Genomic DNA, 19,000 nt, shown 5'->3' on the forward strand with positions numbered 1-19,000 from the left:
CTGAGAACGTCGCTTACCCTTGGGATTGGCAAAGAACCGGTAGGCAGCCTTCGTGCTCGCCCAGTCCTGGCAGGCCAGTGGAATTGTGCCGCCCATACGGTTGCTCAGGCGGCACAGAAGATCGCCGAACCGGCGGCCCAGACGGGCGTCCTTGAAGGCCTTCTCGTCTACCTCGCCTCGGGACCAGTGCCCCGCCGTAGACCCATGTTCGTCGTTCAGCTCCGACATCACGCACCCCGCAACACATCAAGGTGCCCGGGAATGAATCACAACCGTTTCATCAGACTCAAGAATTTTCTGCAACCCAGCGAAAGCGATTCAACGACTTGTGGGTAATCGCAAGCTTCGGCGTATGCTTACGCTCGACGCGGCTATCGTCGAGGAACAGCGACAGCCCGGTCCAACGGGTCAAGGCGTGGCGGATAGCGTCGGCGAGCTTGCTCTTGGCGCTGACCTGGCGGAGCCTTGCCTCGAGATGGAGGTGCAGGCCATCGACAATGACGCGGGCCTGTTCAGCGCGCATGGCGCGGCGATGTTCTGCCCAGGTGCCCCGGACCTGGTCTTCGATGGCATAGAGCAGCGGGTGCCCTGCTGGAACCCGGGCTTCGCAACTCACGTAAGAAAACAGCCCTTCGCTGGGATCATCTTCACCGCGCATCGCTTCGCTCTAGACGTGATCCTATGCGGATGCCGAATCACGCCAGGGCGCTGATTAAAGACCTTTTCCGCTGCCTGCTAGGGCTCAGAAAGAAGGCGCTGGTCATTTATGCCGACTGTGGGATGGGCCGGCGGGCAGGCTGGAACAGCGCGGTCAGCGGCTGCTCCACGAAGCGATAGCACAGCGCCCCCCCAATGAGGCTGATCCCAACCGCTACGATGCCAAAGGCGATGTAGGATAGCGGTGAAGGCGCAATCGGCAACCGCCGCCAGACCTGTGACACCATCGACAGTATTACGAAATGCGATAGATATAGCGAATAGGAGGCATCACCCAGGAAACGTAATCCCTTGTGGTTGATGATACGCCCGCGCAGTTCTAGCACAAGTATCGCCCCGACTGTGAGAAACGCCGGAATACCGCGCGTGATGGCACGCGGTAGGTCCGAGCTTGTTGTAGGCAGCAGAACTGCAAAGGCGATACCACCAGTCAGCACTACCCATGCCAGCGCAATCGAAATCCGCGACAGCACCCCGCCACGCGTTACCAATACTCCAAGGACCGTTCCCAGTACGAATTCGATCATGATCGAAGAGGTATAGAATCCCCCAACACTGTTCCTTGCGGACAAATCCAGTACAACCCCTATCCCGACTAGCAGGCCGATCGTCGCGGCGTTACCCGCCGCACGCCAGCGTTCCGGGGCCAGCAACCAAAGGCCAAATATCAGATAGAAAAACATTTCGTAGTTAAGCGTCCAACCAGGCATCACCACCGGCTCCATCGACCGCATTACTGGGTGCTGGGCAGGCAGGAAGAGAAATGAGGCAAGCACATGCCAACTGTCATAGCGCGAGCTCTGCAAAATATTAGGAGCAATCAGCATCAATATCACCATCAAAAGGGTGAACGCCCAGTAGAGCGGGGCGATGCGCGTAACGCGCCGCTGCCAGAAGTCGATCACGCCAACCGCGCGACCGCTGGTCGTCACCCACATAATGAGGCCGCTGATAACGAAGAACATATCGACACCGCTCGACAGCCCCTTAGGCCAGAAGTTAGCATAGCCCATGCGATGTAACTGCGGTTCGAGATGGAAGATCACGACCATAAGTGCCGCCACCGCGCGCAGGTACTGGATACCAATCAGCGCATGCGGTCCCGCCGACCGCGTCATCGGCTTCGCTATCGTCATGCTCCCGCGTCCGCGGGAATCTGCGCTGCAATAGCGAGGATTGTCGTTTCATCGGGCATACGTTTCAGGCGCGTAAGATTTGCTTCGAGATGACCAGCACCGAACATTGACATTAGCACTGTCCCGCCATCGTTGGCGGCAAGGGCATAATCGGCGAGGTACGCTAGCGCCTGTCCGCGTAAACTACCAGTATAGCCCGCATCGGCCAGCGCCCCAGCCAGCACTGCATCATTGCGAATTCGTGCTGTGAGCCGTTCGACCATGCCGGATGCACCAAATACAGTGTGCGTAACGATGCGGATATCACGATCGGGGGGCAGTGCGGCCGCGACACGACCGCGCAGCGGCTGGAACGGATTGTTGGCCAGCTGGACAACGCCGTATAGTGGCGATCCTGCGATACCCGCCAACGCCGCTTCTGTGGACGAGGCGATCGAGATTGTCCGTGCCTTGCCCGATGCCAGCACGATTTCGATCGCGCGCAAGATATCGTCGCGCGTTACTTCGTCTGGGGTCGCCTCGTGGAGCGCCAGCACATCGACATAATCTGTCCGAAGTCGCTTTAGGCTGGCGTCGAGGCTGGGCAGAATCCGTGTCGCATCCAGCGGCGGCTTGGAGGCGGCGGGCCGATGCCGCCGCACCGTCTGACGCAAACCGGGGACAGCAGACAATGCAGCGCGCACGACCGGACGCAACAGCCGCTTTGGAACTGAGGGAGCGGGGGGCAGAATTCCGACCTTGGTGCAAAGGATGATAGCATCGCGCCGGTCAGCAGAGAATTGACCGAGCAGCGTCTCCGCCTCTCCATCACCGTAGGAGGGTGCGACATCGTACCAGCGGATACCCGCCTCATAGGCCTTCGCCAACGCCGCCAGCCCGTCGCGTCGCGACACGCGCGATCCTAGCGATGCGCAGCCGAAGCCGATTTCCGTCGTCATGAGTCAACCTTCGCACTTTTTATGTCCGACCAAATCGCGCCCAAAAAAGCCCAACTACGGACGATATAGCGTGGCCCCAGACGGCGGGGTTCGGTGAACAGGCGCCACGACCATTCCATCCCGCAGCGACGGAAGATTTTAGGCGCGCGCCGCTGGGTGCCAGTGAAGAAGCCAATTGCTGCGCCTACCGCCAAGGCGTAGACATCACCCAGTGCGTCGCGGTGACGATCGATCCATATCTCTGAACGCGGACAACCGACGCCGAAGAACAGATGCGTCGTTCCGTTTGCGCGAATCTGTGCAGACAGGTCTTTGCCATAGCCCACGTCATTCTCAAAACCGAATGGTGGAACGTTGAACCCGATTTGGTCAGCGCGGAAGCCGGCATTTTGCAACCATGCTTGCATGCGCTCGACGATTTCATTCGTCGCGACGACGAAGAACAGGCGGTGCCGAGATGGCGCGAGAAACGACAAAACCTCAGGAAATAAGTCAGCGCCCGTAACGCGGTCCGGCGCCCGTTCCTGACGCAGTCGGGCATATAGCCACACTGGCGTCCCATCGATCGTGCGCCGCCAGCTGTTGCGATATGCTTCGCGCAAGGCAGCGTTCTCTCGCAGCAATACGATGTGATCGACGTTGGCTGTGACGATAGACCGGGTCTTCTGCCCTGGGACTGGACCTTTACCAATCGTCTCGGCGAGCGCCTTCAGGGAGACGTTATCAAACCGTATCCCAAAGATCGGCTTCGTAGCACCGCCGGGAAAGAACGGCATGGCATCTGACATCACGCAGCCATCTCATGCAGGCGGCGATGATCATTCCAGATTTTGCCAAGTAGCGATTGCGGGCTGAACGGTTCGACCGCTTTTCGAATAGCTATAGGATCAAGTTGACCCTCGTGTGCGAGCGTCCATGTCTCGAGCATTCGGCGCGCCTGCTCTGCGACCTGATCTTCTCCGCGCGGCACGATGAAGCCAGTCACGCCGTCCACCAAGACTGATTCCAACTGGGGTAGATGCAGACAGACAGCGGGGCGCCCCGAAGTCAATAGTTCCATGACGAACCGTGGCATGCCTTCGAAGTCGGAGGTCAATAGCCCCATCTGGCACTGCTGCATCAGAGCTGCGATCTCAGGACTCTTCATAACACCATGGCGCACGGTGATGTCGCGGATTGCGGAGAATTCAGGGAATTGCTCAGTATCGCCATCGCCAACATAATGGAAACGAACCCGCCCGGTCAGCCGCTGCAGCTCAGCGATGACCGAGAACATCAAGTCAGGCCGCTTGAATAGGTCCATCCGCCCGGCATAGATCACGTCAATCCGGTCACCGTCAAACACGAATGGCGTAGGCTGAAAGATCGAGGTGTTAGCCCAAGTCGTTAACGTATCAAACTTCCCTCGAAACATCGGATAGCGACGCTTAAACATCGTTGTCATGTCACTGTTGACCGAATAAAATTTCTTGACGATTGCCGCCGACACAAGTTCGCTGGCATGCCGCAACCAGCCATATCGAGCTAGCACTCCACTCTGCTGCTTATCCTTACCACCCCACACGTGGATCATTTGAATGACGGGTACGCCCATCGAGAAGAAGATTGGTGCATATTCGGGACGCCGCACCTCGACCGAATAGTCTCCGGCGCGAAGCACGCGGCGCAGTGTCCTCCATTTGTCAATCAGCTGACGCGCAAAGCGGAAGGTTTCCGACTGCGTCACCGTCCCGGTGTATTTGTTGACCGCATCATCGAGCCGGTAAAGGGCCAGGAACTTGAAACGCCGCCCGCGAAACTCTGCGTCCGCAACTTTGCCAATAGGCATGTCGCCGATTTCATCGGCCCCTATGAACAACAAGTCCATGTCTTCGGGATGATAAAAGATATAGTCGCGGATATAGGTTTCAATGCCACCGATCTTCGCTCCACGTGGATCGGCACTGTTGACCAGAGCGACCTTATAACATTTAGCCGATTTCATGGTGTCCTTCCGGATCATTTGCCTGGTGTGAGGCCCTACCAACCGTGACGGCGGCAGGGGCTGCGAGTCGCACAGCGAGACGGTCGGCGAGGCGCAACGCCATTGCGACCGTGGAAACGGTTGGATTAGCCTGCCCCGAGGTGGGTAATACCGCCGTGCTGGCAAGATAGAGGTTAGGCGCATCGAAACAGCTGAGCTGGCTGTCAACTACTCCGTCACGCCGATGCGCTCCCATGCGCGCCAGCCCGATCTGGTGAGTGCCATGCGCCGCAAGAGCGAGCACGGCGGCATGCCGCTCCTCGCGCGGCACCCGATATTCGATACGACCAATGCCGGTGCGAGCCAGCCAACCTTCCATCAGATCATGGGTACGCACCACAGAATCCGCATCAGCGTCAGAAAATCGCAAGTCGACGGTCAACTGCGGCAATCCTAACCGGTCCCTCTTGCCCGATAGCCAGACGCGGCTGTCGCGATTCGGCGCCTGTTCGGCATGATAAGACCACCCGTAGCGCCGCGCTTTGTTGCGGACGAAGAAGCCAGGGATGCGCGTCCCGCCCCCATAGCGGCGACGCAGGAATTCTACGGCAAAGGCAAGCGATGCCGGAAATCCCGTCGCCAAATTGCGTAGATGCGGTAGCAAGCTGCCCGGATGGGCGGGAACGTGGCGGGCGCGAATTGCCTCGGCCACAAGGCGGTTGCCCAGCGGGCGAAAAAGTAGAGCCATGTAGACCATCGAGAGGATCGCGCTGCCATGCCGCGCATCGGCGACGGGAGGCACGATCGGATAATAGCTGGCGTTGAGCAGCCGGTGTTCAAGCTGCGTCTCGAGTGACGCCGTCACCCTGCGTCGGGTATAGGAGCCATGGGCATCGATCCGGAAATCGAATGCGTCGACCGACGTTTCATCATCAAACACGATATCAGCGATCTCGCCGATGACGTGCCCCATGTAATAGCGTCCGAGCGGACCATCGGGGCCGCCGAAGCGCGCTTCCGACGTGCCTCGCGCAGCGAGCAATAGCCGCGTCGTTTCCAACCCGCCGGCTGCAACGACGAGATGGTCGACGCGCAGTCGCGCCCGCGCGCCGTTCAGCGTATGGGCGACGTCGATCGCTGTGACGCAGCCGTTTTCCGCAAAATCGATGCCGACAACCGTCGCGTGAGTACGAATATCGAGTAAGGGGTCGCGCGCGATCGCCTCTGCGTGGATGACTTGCGCCTGCTGGATATTTACTCCCCGCTCGATGCCGTCGGCGTCGAACTGCCGGTCTACTGCAGCGCTGGCCAGCTGCTCGCCAGTATAAACTGCCCCACCGCTGTGTGTCGTTGCAGCGGCAGCGGGGAACCAACGCATCAGTTCAGCGTAGGAAATCGGCCAGCGCGCATCGACCCAGGGACGATCAATGAAGTCAACCGGATCATAGGGCATCGAGCGCCCGCCCCAAAGGTTTGACGCACCGCCCAGGCGCCGGGCGCTTGCAACCATCAAGTCGTCGTGTCGCACTGGATTTACCAGCGTTCCTGCCGACAGTTCCTGAACCCTGGGATCAGCATTGACGCCGCCCGATTCCAATAACAGCACCGAGATCCCGCGCCTGCTGAGATCGGTCGCCAGGGCGAGCCCGGCAGGACCCGACCCGACGACGCAAATCGTCCGGTGCACGCCATCCAGTCCATGCAAGCCATCGCTCAGCAAATCACGCGCTCCCGCTGAGCCTCAGCCAATGACCATCGCGGCGGGCATGAATGCTCGCGCAAAGTGGCAACTGCTGTTGGGCTCTACGCAGGTCTTTTTGCGTATGCGAACAAACGATGCAAGGCTTAACATCCCAATGGACGGCTATAATTCGCAACTGGGGGCTTATCTGTCCAACGGCCCACGTGAGACTGGACCGCCCAGCGTGGAAGTTACGCCAGACACGTCTGTAGGCCAACTGGGCACAACAATGCAAACAAATCAATTACATAAACCCCTAACGCTGTCAGCACAAGACAACGGAAAGGCACAAAGGGTCAGAGCAATTATGCGCTCGAATGCCTAACAGGGCTCGAAGTTGCTGCAAATTCCCGCCGCGCCACTGGGCGTAGAGCGGACAATTGTCGCGCGCCAGGGCGTGGGATAGGATCTATCGATAGTGTCATCGGCTGGCTGTACGCCTTAAGCCCGCAGCGCGGGGTCGCGGCGGTCGGATAGGTTGAGTTTAAGACTCGATCCTACAGGACACTAGACCGATTGTATATTGCACCTCTGCAACTGATCAGTTAGCGGTGCGACCACCCCACATTGCAAGGACCGCATAATGCCGCGGTTGCGCGGCGTAGCGTTGGGTCAGTGGATCTCGATGTTTCTGGCACCGGCGATGGTCCGGTGCAGCATTTCGACGAGTTCGGGAATGATGCGCCACGATTGCGCCAGCAGGTCGGCGGCTTGCGGGCTTATGGCGGCCTGACGCTCGTGCTCGGGGATCATGTTGGTGCAGTGGCCGAGAATGGCGGTCATGGCAGGGCCGATGGCGGGATCGCTCATGACCGGCTTCCAGTCGTCGATGCTGAGTTGCATGCCGTGGTAGAAGCCGTTGGCGAAGTCCTCGAGCAACACCTCTCCGTCGTCGGTTCTCATGTAGATGGGCGCGTAGCGCTTGGGGCCACCGGAGAGAGTGGCACCGATCTGGCTGTAGCGCTGGAAGATGGTCGTTCGGATCGCGGCTTCGGTGCTGCCGCCGGGGGCCCAGATGACCTCGCCGCCGACGATGGGGCCGAGCCAGTCCTCGGGCGGCAGGAACCGGGGCGAGACCACGAGTGCGGTCAGATAGCCATCGATCATCGAGACGCCGGGCGCGGGCGGCGTACGACGGGCCTGCCAGTCCTCCAGTTGCGCGAGCGTGAACGCAGCAGGTACCTTGCCCGGCCGCGCGGCGCGTCTGGCGCGACGGTTGTTCATGCCGCCTGCCGCGGTGCAGTGCGAACGGCAGGTTGCCAGTTCCACGCAAGTAACTGGTCGAGATCGTTGTTGCGGACCGCGCCCGAGACCATTCGCGTCAGCACGTCATCGAGCCAGACGAGGGGATCGAGCCCGTTCAGCTTGGCGGTCTGGAGCAATGAGGCGAGCACGGCCCAACTGTGGGCGCCGGCCTCGTTGCCGGCAAACAGGCTGTTCCGGCGGCCAATGCCGATCGGGCGCATCTGCCGCTCGATCATGTTGTTGTCGATCTCGATGCGGCCATCCTCAAGGAACAGGGGCAGCCCGCGCCAGTGGCCATGGGCATAGCGGATATGCTCGGCCAACTGCGATGCTTGCGCGACCCGCGGCAAGGTGTCATCGAACAGCGCCTTGAGTTCGTCGATGATCGGGCGTGACCGGGCCTGGCGAACCGCCTTCCGGTGGTCGGCGTCGGTACCGCGGATCTCTGCCTCGATGCGGTAGATCCGGCTCAGCAGCGCGATAATCTGCGCCGTGATCGGCGAGCGCGTGCTCTTGTGCAGATCGACGAAGCGTCGGCGCAGATGTGCCATGCAGAAGGCAAGTCGGATCTGTCCGGCAGGCCGGTTCGGATCCTCCAGCGCCTTGTAGGCGCGATAGCCATCGACCTGCAGAACGCCTTGATAGCGGGCCAGTTGCGCGGCGATCTCGGCGTGGCTGCGTGCCTGCGCGTGCACGTAGCACACCGCCGGTGGCGCCGGGCCGTTCCATGGGCGGTCATCGGTGCCGTGCGCCCAGAACTGATCGATGCGCAGCTTGCCGGCACCGCGGCCGATCACCGGCATCCGCGTCTCATCGACGTGAATGCGCGGATGGCTGTGAATGGCAAGCAACTGGCGATCATAGAGGCCCTGCAGCCACCACGCGGCGGACCGGATCCAGCGTGACAGGGTCGAGCGGTCGATCCGCAGGCCTTGTCCCGCCAGCATCTGCGCCTGCCGATAGGCCGGCAGATACCAGGCAAAGCGCTGGGTCACGACCCAGGCGATCAGCGATGTCGTGGCCATGCCGCCCTCGATCATCCGGCGCGGCGCCGGGGCCTGCACAATCGCTCCTTCACAGGCCCGGCAGGCATAGCGTGGCCGGACGGTGGCGATGACGCGCAGGATGGCCGGCACGATGTCGAGCGCCTCGCTGACGTCTTCGCCGATCTTGTGCATGGCGCCGGCGCAGCAGGCGCAAGCGGTGCTGTCGGGTTCGATGATCTGAACGATCCGCGGCAGATGGCGAGGCAACGCGCCGATGTTCCGTCGGGCCCGCGGCTTGGCCTGGGCCGGCGCCGGGTCATCGTTTGCCGGTGCCGACATGGGGCCAGCAGGGCGCAGATCGTCCAGATCGAGCTGGCCTTGCCCATCGAGAACGATGCGCGCCTTCTCGGAACGGGCGCCGAACAGCATGGCCTTGTAGGTGCCCAACAGCCTGGTCGTGGCGGCCAGTTCCGCCTCCAGTTCCGCGACCCGACGGGTCAAGGCATCAAGGGCTTCAGCCTGAGGTTCGGGCGGACGGGTCACAGCCGATGGTTAGCACAGCACTGCCCAAAAACCCAACAAAACCACCGGTTCAGCCTGCAATCTCGGGCTTTTTGACCGGGCTTTCCTCAAGTCGGCGCCAGTCCATGCCGCCGAGCAGCAACGTCATCTGCGCCGGGGTGAGTTTGATCACCCCATCGGTCACCGGCGGCCAGGCGAACCGGCCCGCCTCGAGCCATTTGGTCATCAGGCACAGGCCCGAGCCATCGAAATGGAGCAATTTCAGCCGATCGCGCCGCCTTGAGCGGAACACGAAGACGTCCCTGCCATAGGGATCGCGCCCGAGTTCATTGGCCACCAACGACGTCAGCCTGTTCATCCCTGCGCGAAAGTCGATCGGGCCTGCGACCAGCATGACCCTGACGTTGCCGGGCGGCAGGATCATCGCAGGCGCAGCGCATCGAACACCGTCCGCAGCATGTCCGCGTCGACCGGGCCACGCAGCATAATTCGCGCACCGCCCATGGCGATTTCCAGATCACCCGCAGGCGCGCGCGCCGTCGCGCTGTCATCCACTTCCACCGGTACGAACGAAATCGGTTCCAGCGCAGCCTGGTCCCGCACCATCCGTCGCCAATAATGCAACAGCCCCACGCTGACCCCGTGACGCCGCGCCACCGCCGAGACGTTCGCACCCGGCTCGAAACTCTCCGCCGTGATCCGGGCCTTCTCGTGCCGATCCCACCGCCGGTTTCGTCGTTGCGGACCCAGGATCATCGTGCCCTCGGCATCTCCATTCGCACCGTGCGGCACACCGTCCCAATCCGAATTCGCACATGGTGCCGCACCATCCGCCAGCACATTCAAATCGCCCGCCTGATCGCCAAACATCCGCAACATCCCGATGCCGTTTCAATGACAGCCTCTTCGGGGCACCTTGGCGCAACGTCCATGTGGGCCGCTCGCAACGCTAACACTGATCAAGGAGGCCCCTGACGCAAATATTTCGTGCAAGATGATCTCGTTTGCCACTGGGTGATCGAGGGAGACAGGCGAGCACGACATTGACTCGGCCCAAGCTGCGGACATTAAGGCCGATAGGGACGCCGTTCGCGTCGCGATCTCGACGCCGTGGTCCGGCGGCAGGGCGAGGCGACGCCCACCGCCTGAGGGCCTTCAAGCGCCGAATGCACCTCGGCGCCAAAATCGACCGGCTCAAAGCTGGATTATGGCGACAGCGAGAACCGAATTGCACACAATCCGAGCTGGATCGGTACTGCACGCTGGTTGACGCTGGACGGGCCGAAAACTCGCTTTCAGGCTATACAGCATTCCCTCTATAGGCCTGCAACAGCGCGACCAAGCAAGGGCTTACAAATCCAAGTCAATAAATGATCCCTCAAGAGATCATACCGCTTGGCGCTACAGTCAAACATACCGCCTTTCACCTTGCGACGTAAGAGCAGCCGTAAACATATTTTATTAGCGGCGGAAATGCGCTCATTTGGGTTGCTGGAAGCGTGACAAATCAGCGCGATAGCTTGCCGGTTGCTGCGCATAGTCGCGAAGCGCACACAGAATCACACGCACGGCGGTCACATCGCCCTGACGCAGATAAGCAAGCATCGTTTTGGCTAGCGCCGCAACCAGGAACAGCGTCATCTCCGGCCAATAAGTGCGATAGAAGCGGATTTTGCTGCGATGGTCGTAATATAGGCTGGTGTTCGACGGGCGCGCCTTCGCTCGCCCGGTACCGATCGACCCGCCCACCTTGTGCCGGATGACCGCGTCAGGCGCCCAGCCCTGCCGCTCTCCGGGCAACAGTTGATGAGCAAAATCCAGTTCCTCATAATATAGGAAATACTGCTCGCCCATTCCACCGGTGCGGCGCAACACGTCGGCGCGTATGAACATCGCGGCGCCGATCACATATTCAATCTGCTGCTCAATTGCCTCGACCGGCGGCAGCGCGTCGCGCGCGCCGCCCGCGAAAAGGGTACGCGCGCGCGCGCGCTTACGATCATAACCGGCGCCCAGCCCCTGCACCCGGTCGGGCCGGTCGTGGAATACAAGCGTTGCGCCGATCACTGCCAGCATCGGATCGGCCGCCGCCCTCGCCTGAAGTGCCCGTAGTGCACCAGGTTCCACCTCGGTATCGTTGTTTAGCAGGAACACATGGCGACAGGCGGGATCGGCTAACGCAAGTGCGATGCCGACATTGTTGCCGCCTGCAAACCCCAGATTACCGTCATTTTCAACCAGTACGAAGCGAAAGCCGGCGCGGTTGGGGGCAACCCATTCAGTAATGCATCGGGCATGTTCGACCGCAGGACGTCGCAGTGGCGCGGCTCTGCGCAATGCTTCGTCTGCCCATGCGCAGAGCCTCTTGACCGAGCCATCGGTACTGGCATTGTCACACACAATGACGACCAAATCGTCATGGTCTGTTGCGATCAGCGATCGAATGCAGGCAATTGTATCCTCCCATCCGTTCCAGTTGACCAGCACCACTGGAAGCGATGGCGCCTCCGCGCTCGGGGCAAGGGATTGCGAAGTGTCAGTCATCAATGCGGCTCCTGAGACGGGGGTCCGGCAACCCTGATAGCCTCTTTGCGAAGTGAACAAACGCCTCCTTCGCACCTGCGGCGAATATGGTTCGGAAACCGGTTTCCAAGTCTAATGGTTGCCTCGCATACCGCAAGACGATAAGGACTGCACTCCATAAGCCGAGTATACATAGACGTATGACCACAGCCACTGCCAGCCCGGCACGCGACAGATCTATCACGTTCCTTGATATCATCATCGGCGTAGAATTGTTCCTGCTGATCGTGATGGTCGCGCGGACCTACACGTTTTTGCCGTTCCTGACGTTTACCATCCTCAGCTGGACGACACTACTGTTATCGCTCGCTTTCTTGCCATTCGCGCTCACCCGCCTCCCCTACGCTGGCTTCGCGCTGATCGCGATGTTCGCCATCATTTTCGGCTACCAATATTGGTTCGCTTCCGTTTGGCATACCCGGTTCACCGGCGCGTTGATCGGCAGCTATCAGCCACTGTTTCTCACGCCAATGGCGGCCATTCTCTCCGTACGATTTCCGGCGAGCCGGTTCCTGCGCATATTCTTCATTGCTGCGATCGTGCATCTTTTCATCTATATTTTCCTATACCAAACGCTCGATGCGAATATGATCCGCCATCTGGCGACGAGCGGTCAGGAAGCGTTGCAGGGACAATTGCGACGCACCCATGATGCTGCGGCGAGTGGCAGCTACAGCGACTTCAAGATCGCTACGTCGGACTCGGCGATGGCCTTCGTCGTCCTGTATTCCATCTCGCACCTTTACGGCCAGCGTAGTCTGTGGGCCCGGGCGGGCATGGCGGCGCTTGCGGCGCTATCGGTTTACGGGCTGATCGTGTCAGATTCACGCTGGAACACCGCTGCGACGGTGGCCGGACTGCTCATGCTCGCCATTCCCATGGGGTCGCGCGTACGCGCGTGGCTAGGATTCGCAATAGCGGCGGCGGGCATCGCGATGGTGATCATCGCTGCTTCGCTTCCGTTCAATCCCTTCTCGCTGATGGCTAGCGACAGCAGCGGAATTGCGCGTGCATTGCAGTTCGATACGGCCAATCCTGTATTCTGGCAGACACCTATTCTCGGCATCGGGCTGCCGAACCAGGCCAACGACCTCGATTCGGTGTTCACTGACACCGTCTATGTGGCCGATCTTGGCTATTTTGGCGACATGCTCGGAACGGGTTTCGTCGGCATCCTACTGATCCTGCTCGCCTTCTGGTATATGGCCCGGTTTACAGGCGATCTTTCGGCTGGAGAAGCGAACCAGCGCGCCGCCCGCTTCCTGAGCGCGTTCCTGATTTATCTCGCGATCGAACAAATCTTTTCGCCCCAGTTGACTGTCGGCCTAGGCGGGGTGTTCCTGTCGCTGTCGCTCGCCTACATCGGCCGACGCAGCGCGGTCGTGCCGCGCCAGGATGATCCCCGCCGCCGCGACCAAGAGGATCGGCAGCGTCCAGCGCACGGCGACGCTCGCGCGCGAATCGCGGGCCAGCATGATGCCGAGAATGCTAATGCTGGGCACAGCCCCCGCAGCTAGCAGCAGAGCGGCGACATGCAACTGGTACTTCGCCAGGAGCGAGAAGGTGAGCACTGCAAGCACCGCAGTCGAGGCGAGGCTGCTGGCGATGCGGGTGCGGACATGGCCTAATGCTGCTAGCTGGATGCCAAAGCTGCCCGCCCCGAAACGCAATATCACGAAAGCGGCAAGACCCGGCCAAAGCAAGGACAGTCCGTCATAGCCTGAGCCGTAGATCAGAGGCGAGGCGATCGGGCCGAGAAATAGGAATGCCGCGCCCCCCAGCAGCGACAGGACGGCAAACTCGACGCTCAATCGCTTAGAGCCGTCGCGAAACCCGGCATCGTCCTCGTTGATCGCCGCCGCCGACAATCCGGGCAGATAGACGTTCGACAGGATTGGCGCGAACGACACGCTCACCTGGGCAAGCCGCGCCCCGGCTTGGTACACACCAAATTGGTGTACGCTCAGCATCGTTGAGAAGAGCAAGAGATCGGCCTGGGTCGCCAATACTGTCAAAATCTGGTCGAAGGCAAAGCCCCGCGCCAGCGCCATCGCTTTGCGCAATTGCGTGAGTGAGCGCCCCATCGCACTGACAGGCTCCAGCCAATGGCGCAACACAACTCGGATCATGATCAGGTACAGTACCCGCGTCACCATGAATGCGGCAGCCGCCCAATGCAGATCGCGAGTTATTGCGGTGACGCTACCGAACACCAGCAACATTAGGACACTCGACGAAATCACGAGCTTCGCCTCCAGCACGAAGCGCCGCCGCGCACGTGCTGCTATCAGGAGCAACTCACCGAAGGAATTGGCGAATGACCCGATATGTACGAGCACGAACACTGGCAGCCATTCTACCGGTAGTGTAATAAAGGCGATAATCGCGCCGATGACAGTCACCGGAATGGTTAGTAGCGCTTTGGCTGCGATTGCATCGCCGATGATGGAGGACGATCGCGCAGGGTCGGCGGAGGCGAGGCGGAGCGTAGATACTGCAAAGCCAAAATCGGTCAGCACTGCAGCAAAGGTGGTATAAGCGATCGCCAGCGCAATGATGCCGAACTGTGACGGACCTAAATAGCGGGCGAGGATGATGAACGTCAGCAGTCCAACTGCGAGTCGCGCCATCGTTGCTACCACCATCAGCACCTTATCGGTGTTGCGTGCCTGTCCGGCGACATGCCGGGATGTGTCGTCAGTCGCGAGTTCGGACATGGATTTGGACAATCTCTTCATTTGCCGGCAGGCTCCCTGTTGCCCCCAATAGGCTCCCGGCCAGCAACCTGCTGCCAACTCGGCTATTGCGACATGCGCCCTCATACTGCAATGCAAAACGATCAGATGGTTCCACGGGGATTCCCGAGCCGGTGGTTCGGCGGGATGCTCACTAGCCTGAAGGACGATGTATGGCGTATTTGGTGACCGGAGCGGCAGGCTTCATCGGGATGCACGTTTGCCGGGTGCTGCTTGCGCGTGGCGATCGGGTAGTGGGAATCGACAATCTCAACAATTATTATGCCGTCCAGCTGAAACACGACCGGCTCGCCACCCTGCGCGACGGCGCGGGCGGCGACCGCTTTACCTTCCACCATGTCGATTTCTCGGATGACGTGGCGCTGGAACACGCCCTCTCCGGGATCGATATCGAACGCATCGTCCATCTGGGGGCACAGGCGGGCGTACGCTATTCATTAGAAAACCCGCGCGCCTATGTAGCATCCAACCTATCGGGCCATGTCAACATGCTTGAACTGGCGCGGGCGCGAGGCGTCGAGCATCTTGTCTATGCCTCATCCTCATCGGTGTACGGTACCAACAAGTCGCTGCCCTTTAGGGTGGAGGATCGTGTCGACTGGCCAATCTCGCTCTATGCTGCGACCAAGCGCGCCGACGAGCTGATGAGTGAGACCTACAGCCATCTATTCCGCATCCCGCAGACTGGATTGCGCTTCTTTACGGTCTATGGCCCTTGGGGCCGCCCAGACATGGCCGTATGGCTGTTCACCGACGCGATCCTGAACGACCGTCCTATCACAGTCTTTAACGAAGGACGGATGCAGCGTGACTTCACCTTTATAGACGATATCGTCCGTGGAATCGTGGCGGCGCTGGACAATCCCCCGAGCGATGACGGCGCGCCCAAGGCGGGTGGCAGCCATTCGCCGCACCGGCTTTATAACATTGGGAACCATCGTTCGGAACCGCTCGAAGAGTTGATTACGGCAATCGAGAACGCGCTCGGCCGTAAGGCAGTTCGCGAATACAAGCCGATGCAGCCTGGCGACGTCCCTGCAACCTATGCAGATATTGACGCGATCCGTAACGATCTTGGCTTCGAACCCTCTACTCCTATATCAGTCGGTATTCCGATTTGGGCAAAATGGTACCGAGATTACAAGAGGATGTGAGCACAGTGATGAACTCATGCGTTAGGGTTGGGGTCTGTAATTGCAGAGTTAGGTAGTGTAATCCCTTGAGGGTTTCGTGGATCTGTTCGCACTGGCCGAGCCAGAGGCTCGGTCGTGCTGTATCGCGTTTTACACAGCCGAAGGTTGCGTTGACTCGAAGCGGGCGTGTGGGCCCATCCGTTAATCTTCGCAGATCGTTCGTCCCTGCGCTCCCTTGCGGGACACCCGCCCTCGGATCAGCTTTGACACTTCAGCGCTGGCGAACAGATTCCACACCTGCTGGCTGGAACGAAATGCCGTCGCGCAGAATGGCGTGCATGATGACCGAGAGGCGGCGAGCAAGTGCGACGCGGGCCTTTTTCAGGCCGCAACGCCTGGCGATCTTCATGGCTCATGCCTTCAGGGCGAAAGTCTCTTTGCCTCTGGTTAGGATCGAGTTGGCATCTTTATACAACAACTTGCGCACCGTCCTATCACCTTGCGCGGTAATCCTGCCTATCCAGTCCAGCTCACCCGTCTGATGTCGGCGGCGGACCAGGCCGAATATGCACCAGCATTGCGTGATTGTCCCAAACGCCCCGCCTCATCGACTGCTGCTGCAAATGGGGCTGATGCCTGGAAGGTGAAGCGTCCCGGGTTTTCCGGAGGCTCCTATTTGTGAGAAGGAGCATTCGTGATGAGCAAAACCCGGAACAAATTTTCGCCTGAGGTGCGTGATCGCGCTGTGCGTATGGTTGGCAAGCATCGCGCCGATTATGGCTCGGAGTGGGAGGCGATGACCTCGATCGCCGGCAAGATCGGATGCACGGCCGAGACGCTGCGCCGCTGGTGCCGTGAGGAGGCGAGCCGACGAACGGCACCAGCGGCGCTGGCGGGCGATGACAAGGCCAGGCTTAAGCTGCTGGAGCGCGAGGTGAAGGAACTGCGCCGGGCCAATGAAATCCTGCGCAAGGCGTCAGCATATTTTGCCATGGCGGAGCTCGACCGCCGCGAGAGATGATGATGGCGTTCATCGACGCCCATCGCGAGGATCTGGGTATCGAGCCGATCTGCCGTGAACTGGCAATCGCCCCGTCCTCCTATCACGAACATGCCTTACGCCTTGCCGATCCTGGGAAGCGCCCGGCACGTGCGCGCAGCGACGAGGAGATGCGTGGGCAGATAAAGCGCGTCCACGAAGCCAACTATGGCGTCTATGGCTCCCGCAAGGTCTGGCACCAATTGCGGCGCGAGGGCGTGGCGGTCGCCAAATGTACGGTGGAGCGGCTGATGCGCGTCATGGGCCTGTCAGGCGTTCGCCGCGGAAAGAGGACGATCACGACCGTCAGCAATCCCAAAGCGCCGTGCCCGCTCGACAAGGTCAATCGGGAGTTTCGCGTCGCTCGGCCCAACGCCTTGTGGGTGGTCGATTTTACCTACGTCCATACGTGGGCCGGCTTCGTCTACGTGGCTTTTGTGATCGACGCTTATGCCCGGCGCATCGTGGGCTGGAAGGTCAGCTCCAGCGCCACCGCCGGCTTTGTGCTGGACGCTTTGGAACAGGCGATCCATGCGCGCAGGCCTGGCCCCGACGATGGCCTCGTCCATCACAGCGACAGGGGAGTTCAATATCTTGCCATGGCCTACACACAGCGCCTTGCCGAGGCCAACCTGGTTCCATCTGTCGGCAGCGTCGGGGATTCTTATGACAACGCCTTGGCCGAGACGATCAACGGGCTTTACAAGGCCGAGGTGATCTGGCGCCAGCGCTCTTGGCCGAGCGCATCGGCCGTTGAAATGGCCACCTTGCGCTGGGTGGACTGGTACAACAATCAACGCCTCTTCGGCCCTATCGGCTACATCCCACCCGCCGAGGCCGAAGCCAATTACTATGCAGATCTTGAGAACCTCGATATGGCTGCATGACTCAATTGAAACTGCCTCCGGAAAACCCGGGACGCTTCAAGGCGACGCCCGGGGATTTCGCAGGCTTGTGACTGACTGGCGACAACATGCAAGCGCCGGTCCATTTCCTTGATCTGCTCGACGAGCTCTGCACGCGCCGAAAACAAGGTGGCGATGGCGTCACTCAGGCTAGGAATGTGGGCTGCCTGCATGGATCCTCTTGGGGAAGGCCCTCCCTTGTCCGTAAGCGTCCGGTCATTCATGCTATCAAGGCTTGAATATCTTGTCTTCAAAATCGACTTGGAGGATTTTGGCGGCTGCAACCTCATCCCCTGATTGATATGCACTGAGGGCGCGCGAGAGTGCTGACCGCAATTCGAATCGTTTTTCCGCAAACGCTTCCTCGGGATATGCGACGTCGACCCCATCATCGAGAAACTTGAATGCCAAATCGAGCGTCATTTGCTCTTCGGGGAGTAGAAAATCTTCATCCTTGAAGTAGTTCGGGGCATACCCGCGCACGTAGGCTATATGGTTCCACAGATCATCGACGGTCTTAACGCGATAGGGGTGTGGGCGCTGTTCGAGCTTGTTATCGGCGCCGTTTGATGATCTTCCCCGTGCGATCCGCTTAAGCCAATTCATCGGTCTATCTCATGTGCGAAGACATCTAGTGTGACGCATATGGGCTTAGCAAGCCAGTTTATATCTTCACAATTTCAGTCGACCGATTCCAAGGCAACAGCTCATCGATCCGATTGATGGGATGGCCCTTGCCGATACGGCCGAACACATTGGCGAGCCATTCCTGCGGATTGAAGCCATTAAGCTTGGCGGTTTCCAGCAGGGAATACATAGCGGCAGCGCGCTCACCGCCGCAATCGGCACCAGCGAACAGCCAATTTTTGCGGCCCAGGCATATCCCCCGCAGGGCATTCTCCGCCGGGTTGTTGTCGATGTCCAGCCTGCCGTCCTCGGTATAGGTCAGCAGTTGGGGCCTCAGCTTCATGGCATAGCGCAGGGCCTCGGCCAGCGGTGAGCGGGCCGAGGCCCTGGACAGCACATCACCAGCCCAGGCGAAGAACTCCAGCGCCTTGGCTTTCGATGCCATGCGCGCCTGCTGCCGCTCCTGCGCCGAACAATCGGCGATCTGGCGCTCGATGGCGTAAAGGTCGCGGATCATATCCAGCCCTTGGCGCGCCACGGAATGCTCGTCCGCCTTGAACACGTCATGCAGTTTGCGACGGGCATGCGCCCAGCAGGCGACAGGCGTGATCCGGCCCGGCTCGCGATCAGGGGCATAGAGGCGCTCGAAACCGGCATAGGCATCGGCCTGCAGGAAACCCGCGAATGTCTTAGTGCCTGATTCGGAAGT

19 protein-coding genes, 1 pseudogene and 1 other annotated feature are annotated in these 19,000 nt (G+C 60.2%); of the genes and pseudogenes, 3 read left to right on the forward strand and 17 right to left on the reverse strand.

Annotation, left to right across the window (positions count from 1 at the left end; genetic code table 11):
- The 12 genes from H926_RS25075 to H926_RS25105 all read right to left on the reverse strand — a co-directional run.
- Window positions 1-228, reverse strand: a 228-nt coding sequence (locus tag H926_RS25075; protein WP_043607363.1) for a transposase DNA-binding-containing protein, incomplete at its 3' end; no start/stop codon positions are given.
- A gap of 58 nt (window positions 229-286) precedes the next feature.
- Complete coding sequence (locus tag H926_RS35515; protein WP_022674745.1) at window positions 287-658, reverse strand: transposase; 372 nt, start codon at window positions 656-658, stop codon at window positions 287-289.
- 106 nt (window positions 659-764) lie between these two features.
- Complete coding sequence (locus tag H926_RS0101635) at window positions 765-1,853, reverse strand: acyltransferase (protein WP_022674746.1); 1,089 nt, start codon at window positions 1,851-1,853, stop codon at window positions 765-767.
- Window positions 1,850-2,791, reverse strand: a complete 942-nt coding sequence (locus tag H926_RS25080; protein WP_022674747.1) for an aldo/keto reductase — start codon at window positions 2,789-2,791, stop codon at window positions 1,850-1,852. The genes H926_RS0101635 and H926_RS25080 overlap by 4 nt, the downstream gene beginning before the upstream one ends.
- Window positions 2,788-3,579 (reverse strand): WecB/TagA/CpsF family glycosyltransferase, encoded by a 792-nt coding sequence (locus tag H926_RS25085; protein ID WP_022674748.1) that lies wholly within the window; start codon window positions 3,577-3,579, stop codon window positions 2,788-2,790. Before H926_RS25085 ends, H926_RS25080 begins: the two co-directional genes overlap by 4 nt.
- Window positions 3,579-4,775, reverse strand: a complete 1,197-nt coding sequence (locus H926_RS0101650; protein WP_158441920.1) for a glycosyltransferase — start codon at window positions 4,773-4,775, stop codon at window positions 3,579-3,581. Before H926_RS0101650 ends, H926_RS25085 begins: the two co-directional genes overlap by 1 nt.
- Window positions 4,762-6,441 (reverse strand): GMC oxidoreductase, encoded by a 1,680-nt coding sequence (locus tag H926_RS25090; RefSeq protein ID WP_237740958.1) that lies wholly within the window; start codon window positions 6,439-6,441, stop codon window positions 4,762-4,764. Before H926_RS25090 ends, H926_RS0101650 begins: the two co-directional genes overlap by 14 nt.
- A gap of 666 nt (window positions 6,442-7,107) precedes the next feature.
- Complete coding sequence (locus H926_RS0101665; RefSeq protein ID WP_022674751.1) at window positions 7,108-7,719, reverse strand: UPF0149 family protein; 612 nt, start codon at window positions 7,717-7,719, stop codon at window positions 7,108-7,110.
- Window positions 7,716-9,269 carry an IS66 family transposase gene (locus tag H926_RS25095; protein ID WP_022674752.1) on the reverse strand — a complete coding sequence of 518 codons (1,554 nt, stop codon included), beginning with the start codon at window positions 9,267-9,269 and terminating at the stop codon, window positions 7,716-7,718. The genes H926_RS0101665 and H926_RS25095 overlap by 4 nt, the downstream gene beginning before the upstream one ends.
- A gap of 49 nt (window positions 9,270-9,318) precedes the next feature.
- The gene (tnpB, locus tag H926_RS0101675; protein ID WP_022674753.1) at window positions 9,319-9,672 is read right to left on the reverse strand and encodes an IS66 family insertion sequence element accessory protein TnpB; all 354 of its coding nucleotides are present in this window, start codon (window positions 9,670-9,672) and stop codon (window positions 9,319-9,321) included.
- Window positions 9,669-10,127 (reverse strand): transposase, encoded by a 459-nt coding sequence (locus tag H926_RS25100; protein WP_202804661.1) that lies wholly within the window; start codon window positions 10,125-10,127, stop codon window positions 9,669-9,671. Before H926_RS25100 ends, tnpB begins: the two co-directional genes overlap by 4 nt.
- Before the next feature lie 600 nt (window positions 10,128-10,727).
- Window positions 10,728-11,792, reverse strand: a complete 1,065-nt coding sequence (locus tag H926_RS25105) for a glycosyltransferase family 2 protein (RefSeq protein ID WP_082208953.1) — start codon at window positions 11,790-11,792, stop codon at window positions 10,728-10,730.
- A 179-nt stretch (window positions 11,793-11,971) separates the two neighbouring features.
- Between H926_RS25105 and H926_RS35520 the strand changes: the two genes are divergently transcribed.
- Window positions 11,972-13,348, forward strand: a complete 1,377-nt coding sequence (locus H926_RS35520) for an O-antigen ligase family protein (RefSeq protein ID WP_022674756.1) — start codon at window positions 11,972-11,974, stop codon at window positions 13,346-13,348.
- 207 nt (window positions 13,349-13,555) lie between these two features.
- Here H926_RS35520 and H926_RS31430 read toward each other — a convergent pair.
- Window positions 13,556-14,653: pseudogene (locus H926_RS31430) on the reverse strand (oligosaccharide flippase family protein); the annotation flags it as partial.
- A gap of 86 nt (window positions 14,654-14,739) precedes the next feature.
- On the opposite strand from H926_RS31430, the gene H926_RS0101695 reads away from it, so the two are divergent.
- Window positions 14,740-15,741 (forward strand): NAD-dependent epimerase/dehydratase family protein, encoded by a 1,002-nt coding sequence (locus H926_RS0101695; RefSeq protein ID WP_022674757.1) that lies wholly within the window; start codon window positions 14,740-14,742, stop codon window positions 15,739-15,741.
- 250 nt (window positions 15,742-15,991) lie between these two features.
- Here H926_RS0101695 and H926_RS34200 read toward each other — a convergent pair whose 3' ends face one another.
- On the reverse strand, window positions 15,992-16,129 hold the full coding sequence (locus H926_RS34200; protein WP_202804662.1) for a hypothetical protein: 138 nt from the start codon (window positions 16,127-16,129) through the stop codon (window positions 15,992-15,994).
- Window positions 16,130-16,132: 3 nt separating this feature from the next.
- The gene (locus tag H926_RS35525; protein WP_202804663.1) at window positions 16,133-16,306 is read right to left on the reverse strand and encodes a transposase; all 174 of its coding nucleotides are present in this window, start codon (window positions 16,304-16,306) and stop codon (window positions 16,133-16,135) included.
- A 111-nt stretch (window positions 16,307-16,417) separates the two neighbouring features.
- On the opposite strand from H926_RS35525, the gene H926_RS0101710 reads away from it, so the two are divergent.
- A protein-coding gene (locus H926_RS0101710; RefSeq protein ID WP_148291601.1) for an IS3 family transposase occupies window positions 16,418-17,646 on the forward strand; the annotation gives its coding sequence in 2 pieces (ribosomal slippage) (window positions 16,418-16,706 and window positions 16,706-17,646; 1,230 coding nt in all).
- Window positions 16,699-16,813, forward strand: a sequence feature (AL1L pseudoknot). (Overlaps the previous gene by 115 nt.)
- 246 nt (window positions 17,647-17,892) lie before the next feature.
- Here the strand turns inward: H926_RS0101710 and H926_RS32175 are convergent.
- Both H926_RS32175 and H926_RS0101720 read right to left on the reverse strand, forming a co-directional pair.
- Window positions 17,893-18,270, reverse strand: a complete 378-nt coding sequence (locus tag H926_RS32175) for a hypothetical protein (protein ID WP_148291602.1) — start codon at window positions 18,268-18,270, stop codon at window positions 17,893-17,895.
- Between the two features lie 58 nt (window positions 18,271-18,328).
- Window positions 18,329-19,000 (reverse strand): IS66 family transposase (locus H926_RS0101720; RefSeq protein WP_022674759.1); only part of this gene is annotated, 672 nt, incomplete at its 5' end.

Origin of the sequence: Novosphingobium sp. B-7, assembly GCF_000410615.1 — a bacterium.
GTDB classification, from domain to species: domain Bacteria; phylum Pseudomonadota; class Alphaproteobacteria; order Sphingomonadales; family Sphingomonadaceae; genus Novosphingobium; species Novosphingobium capsulatum.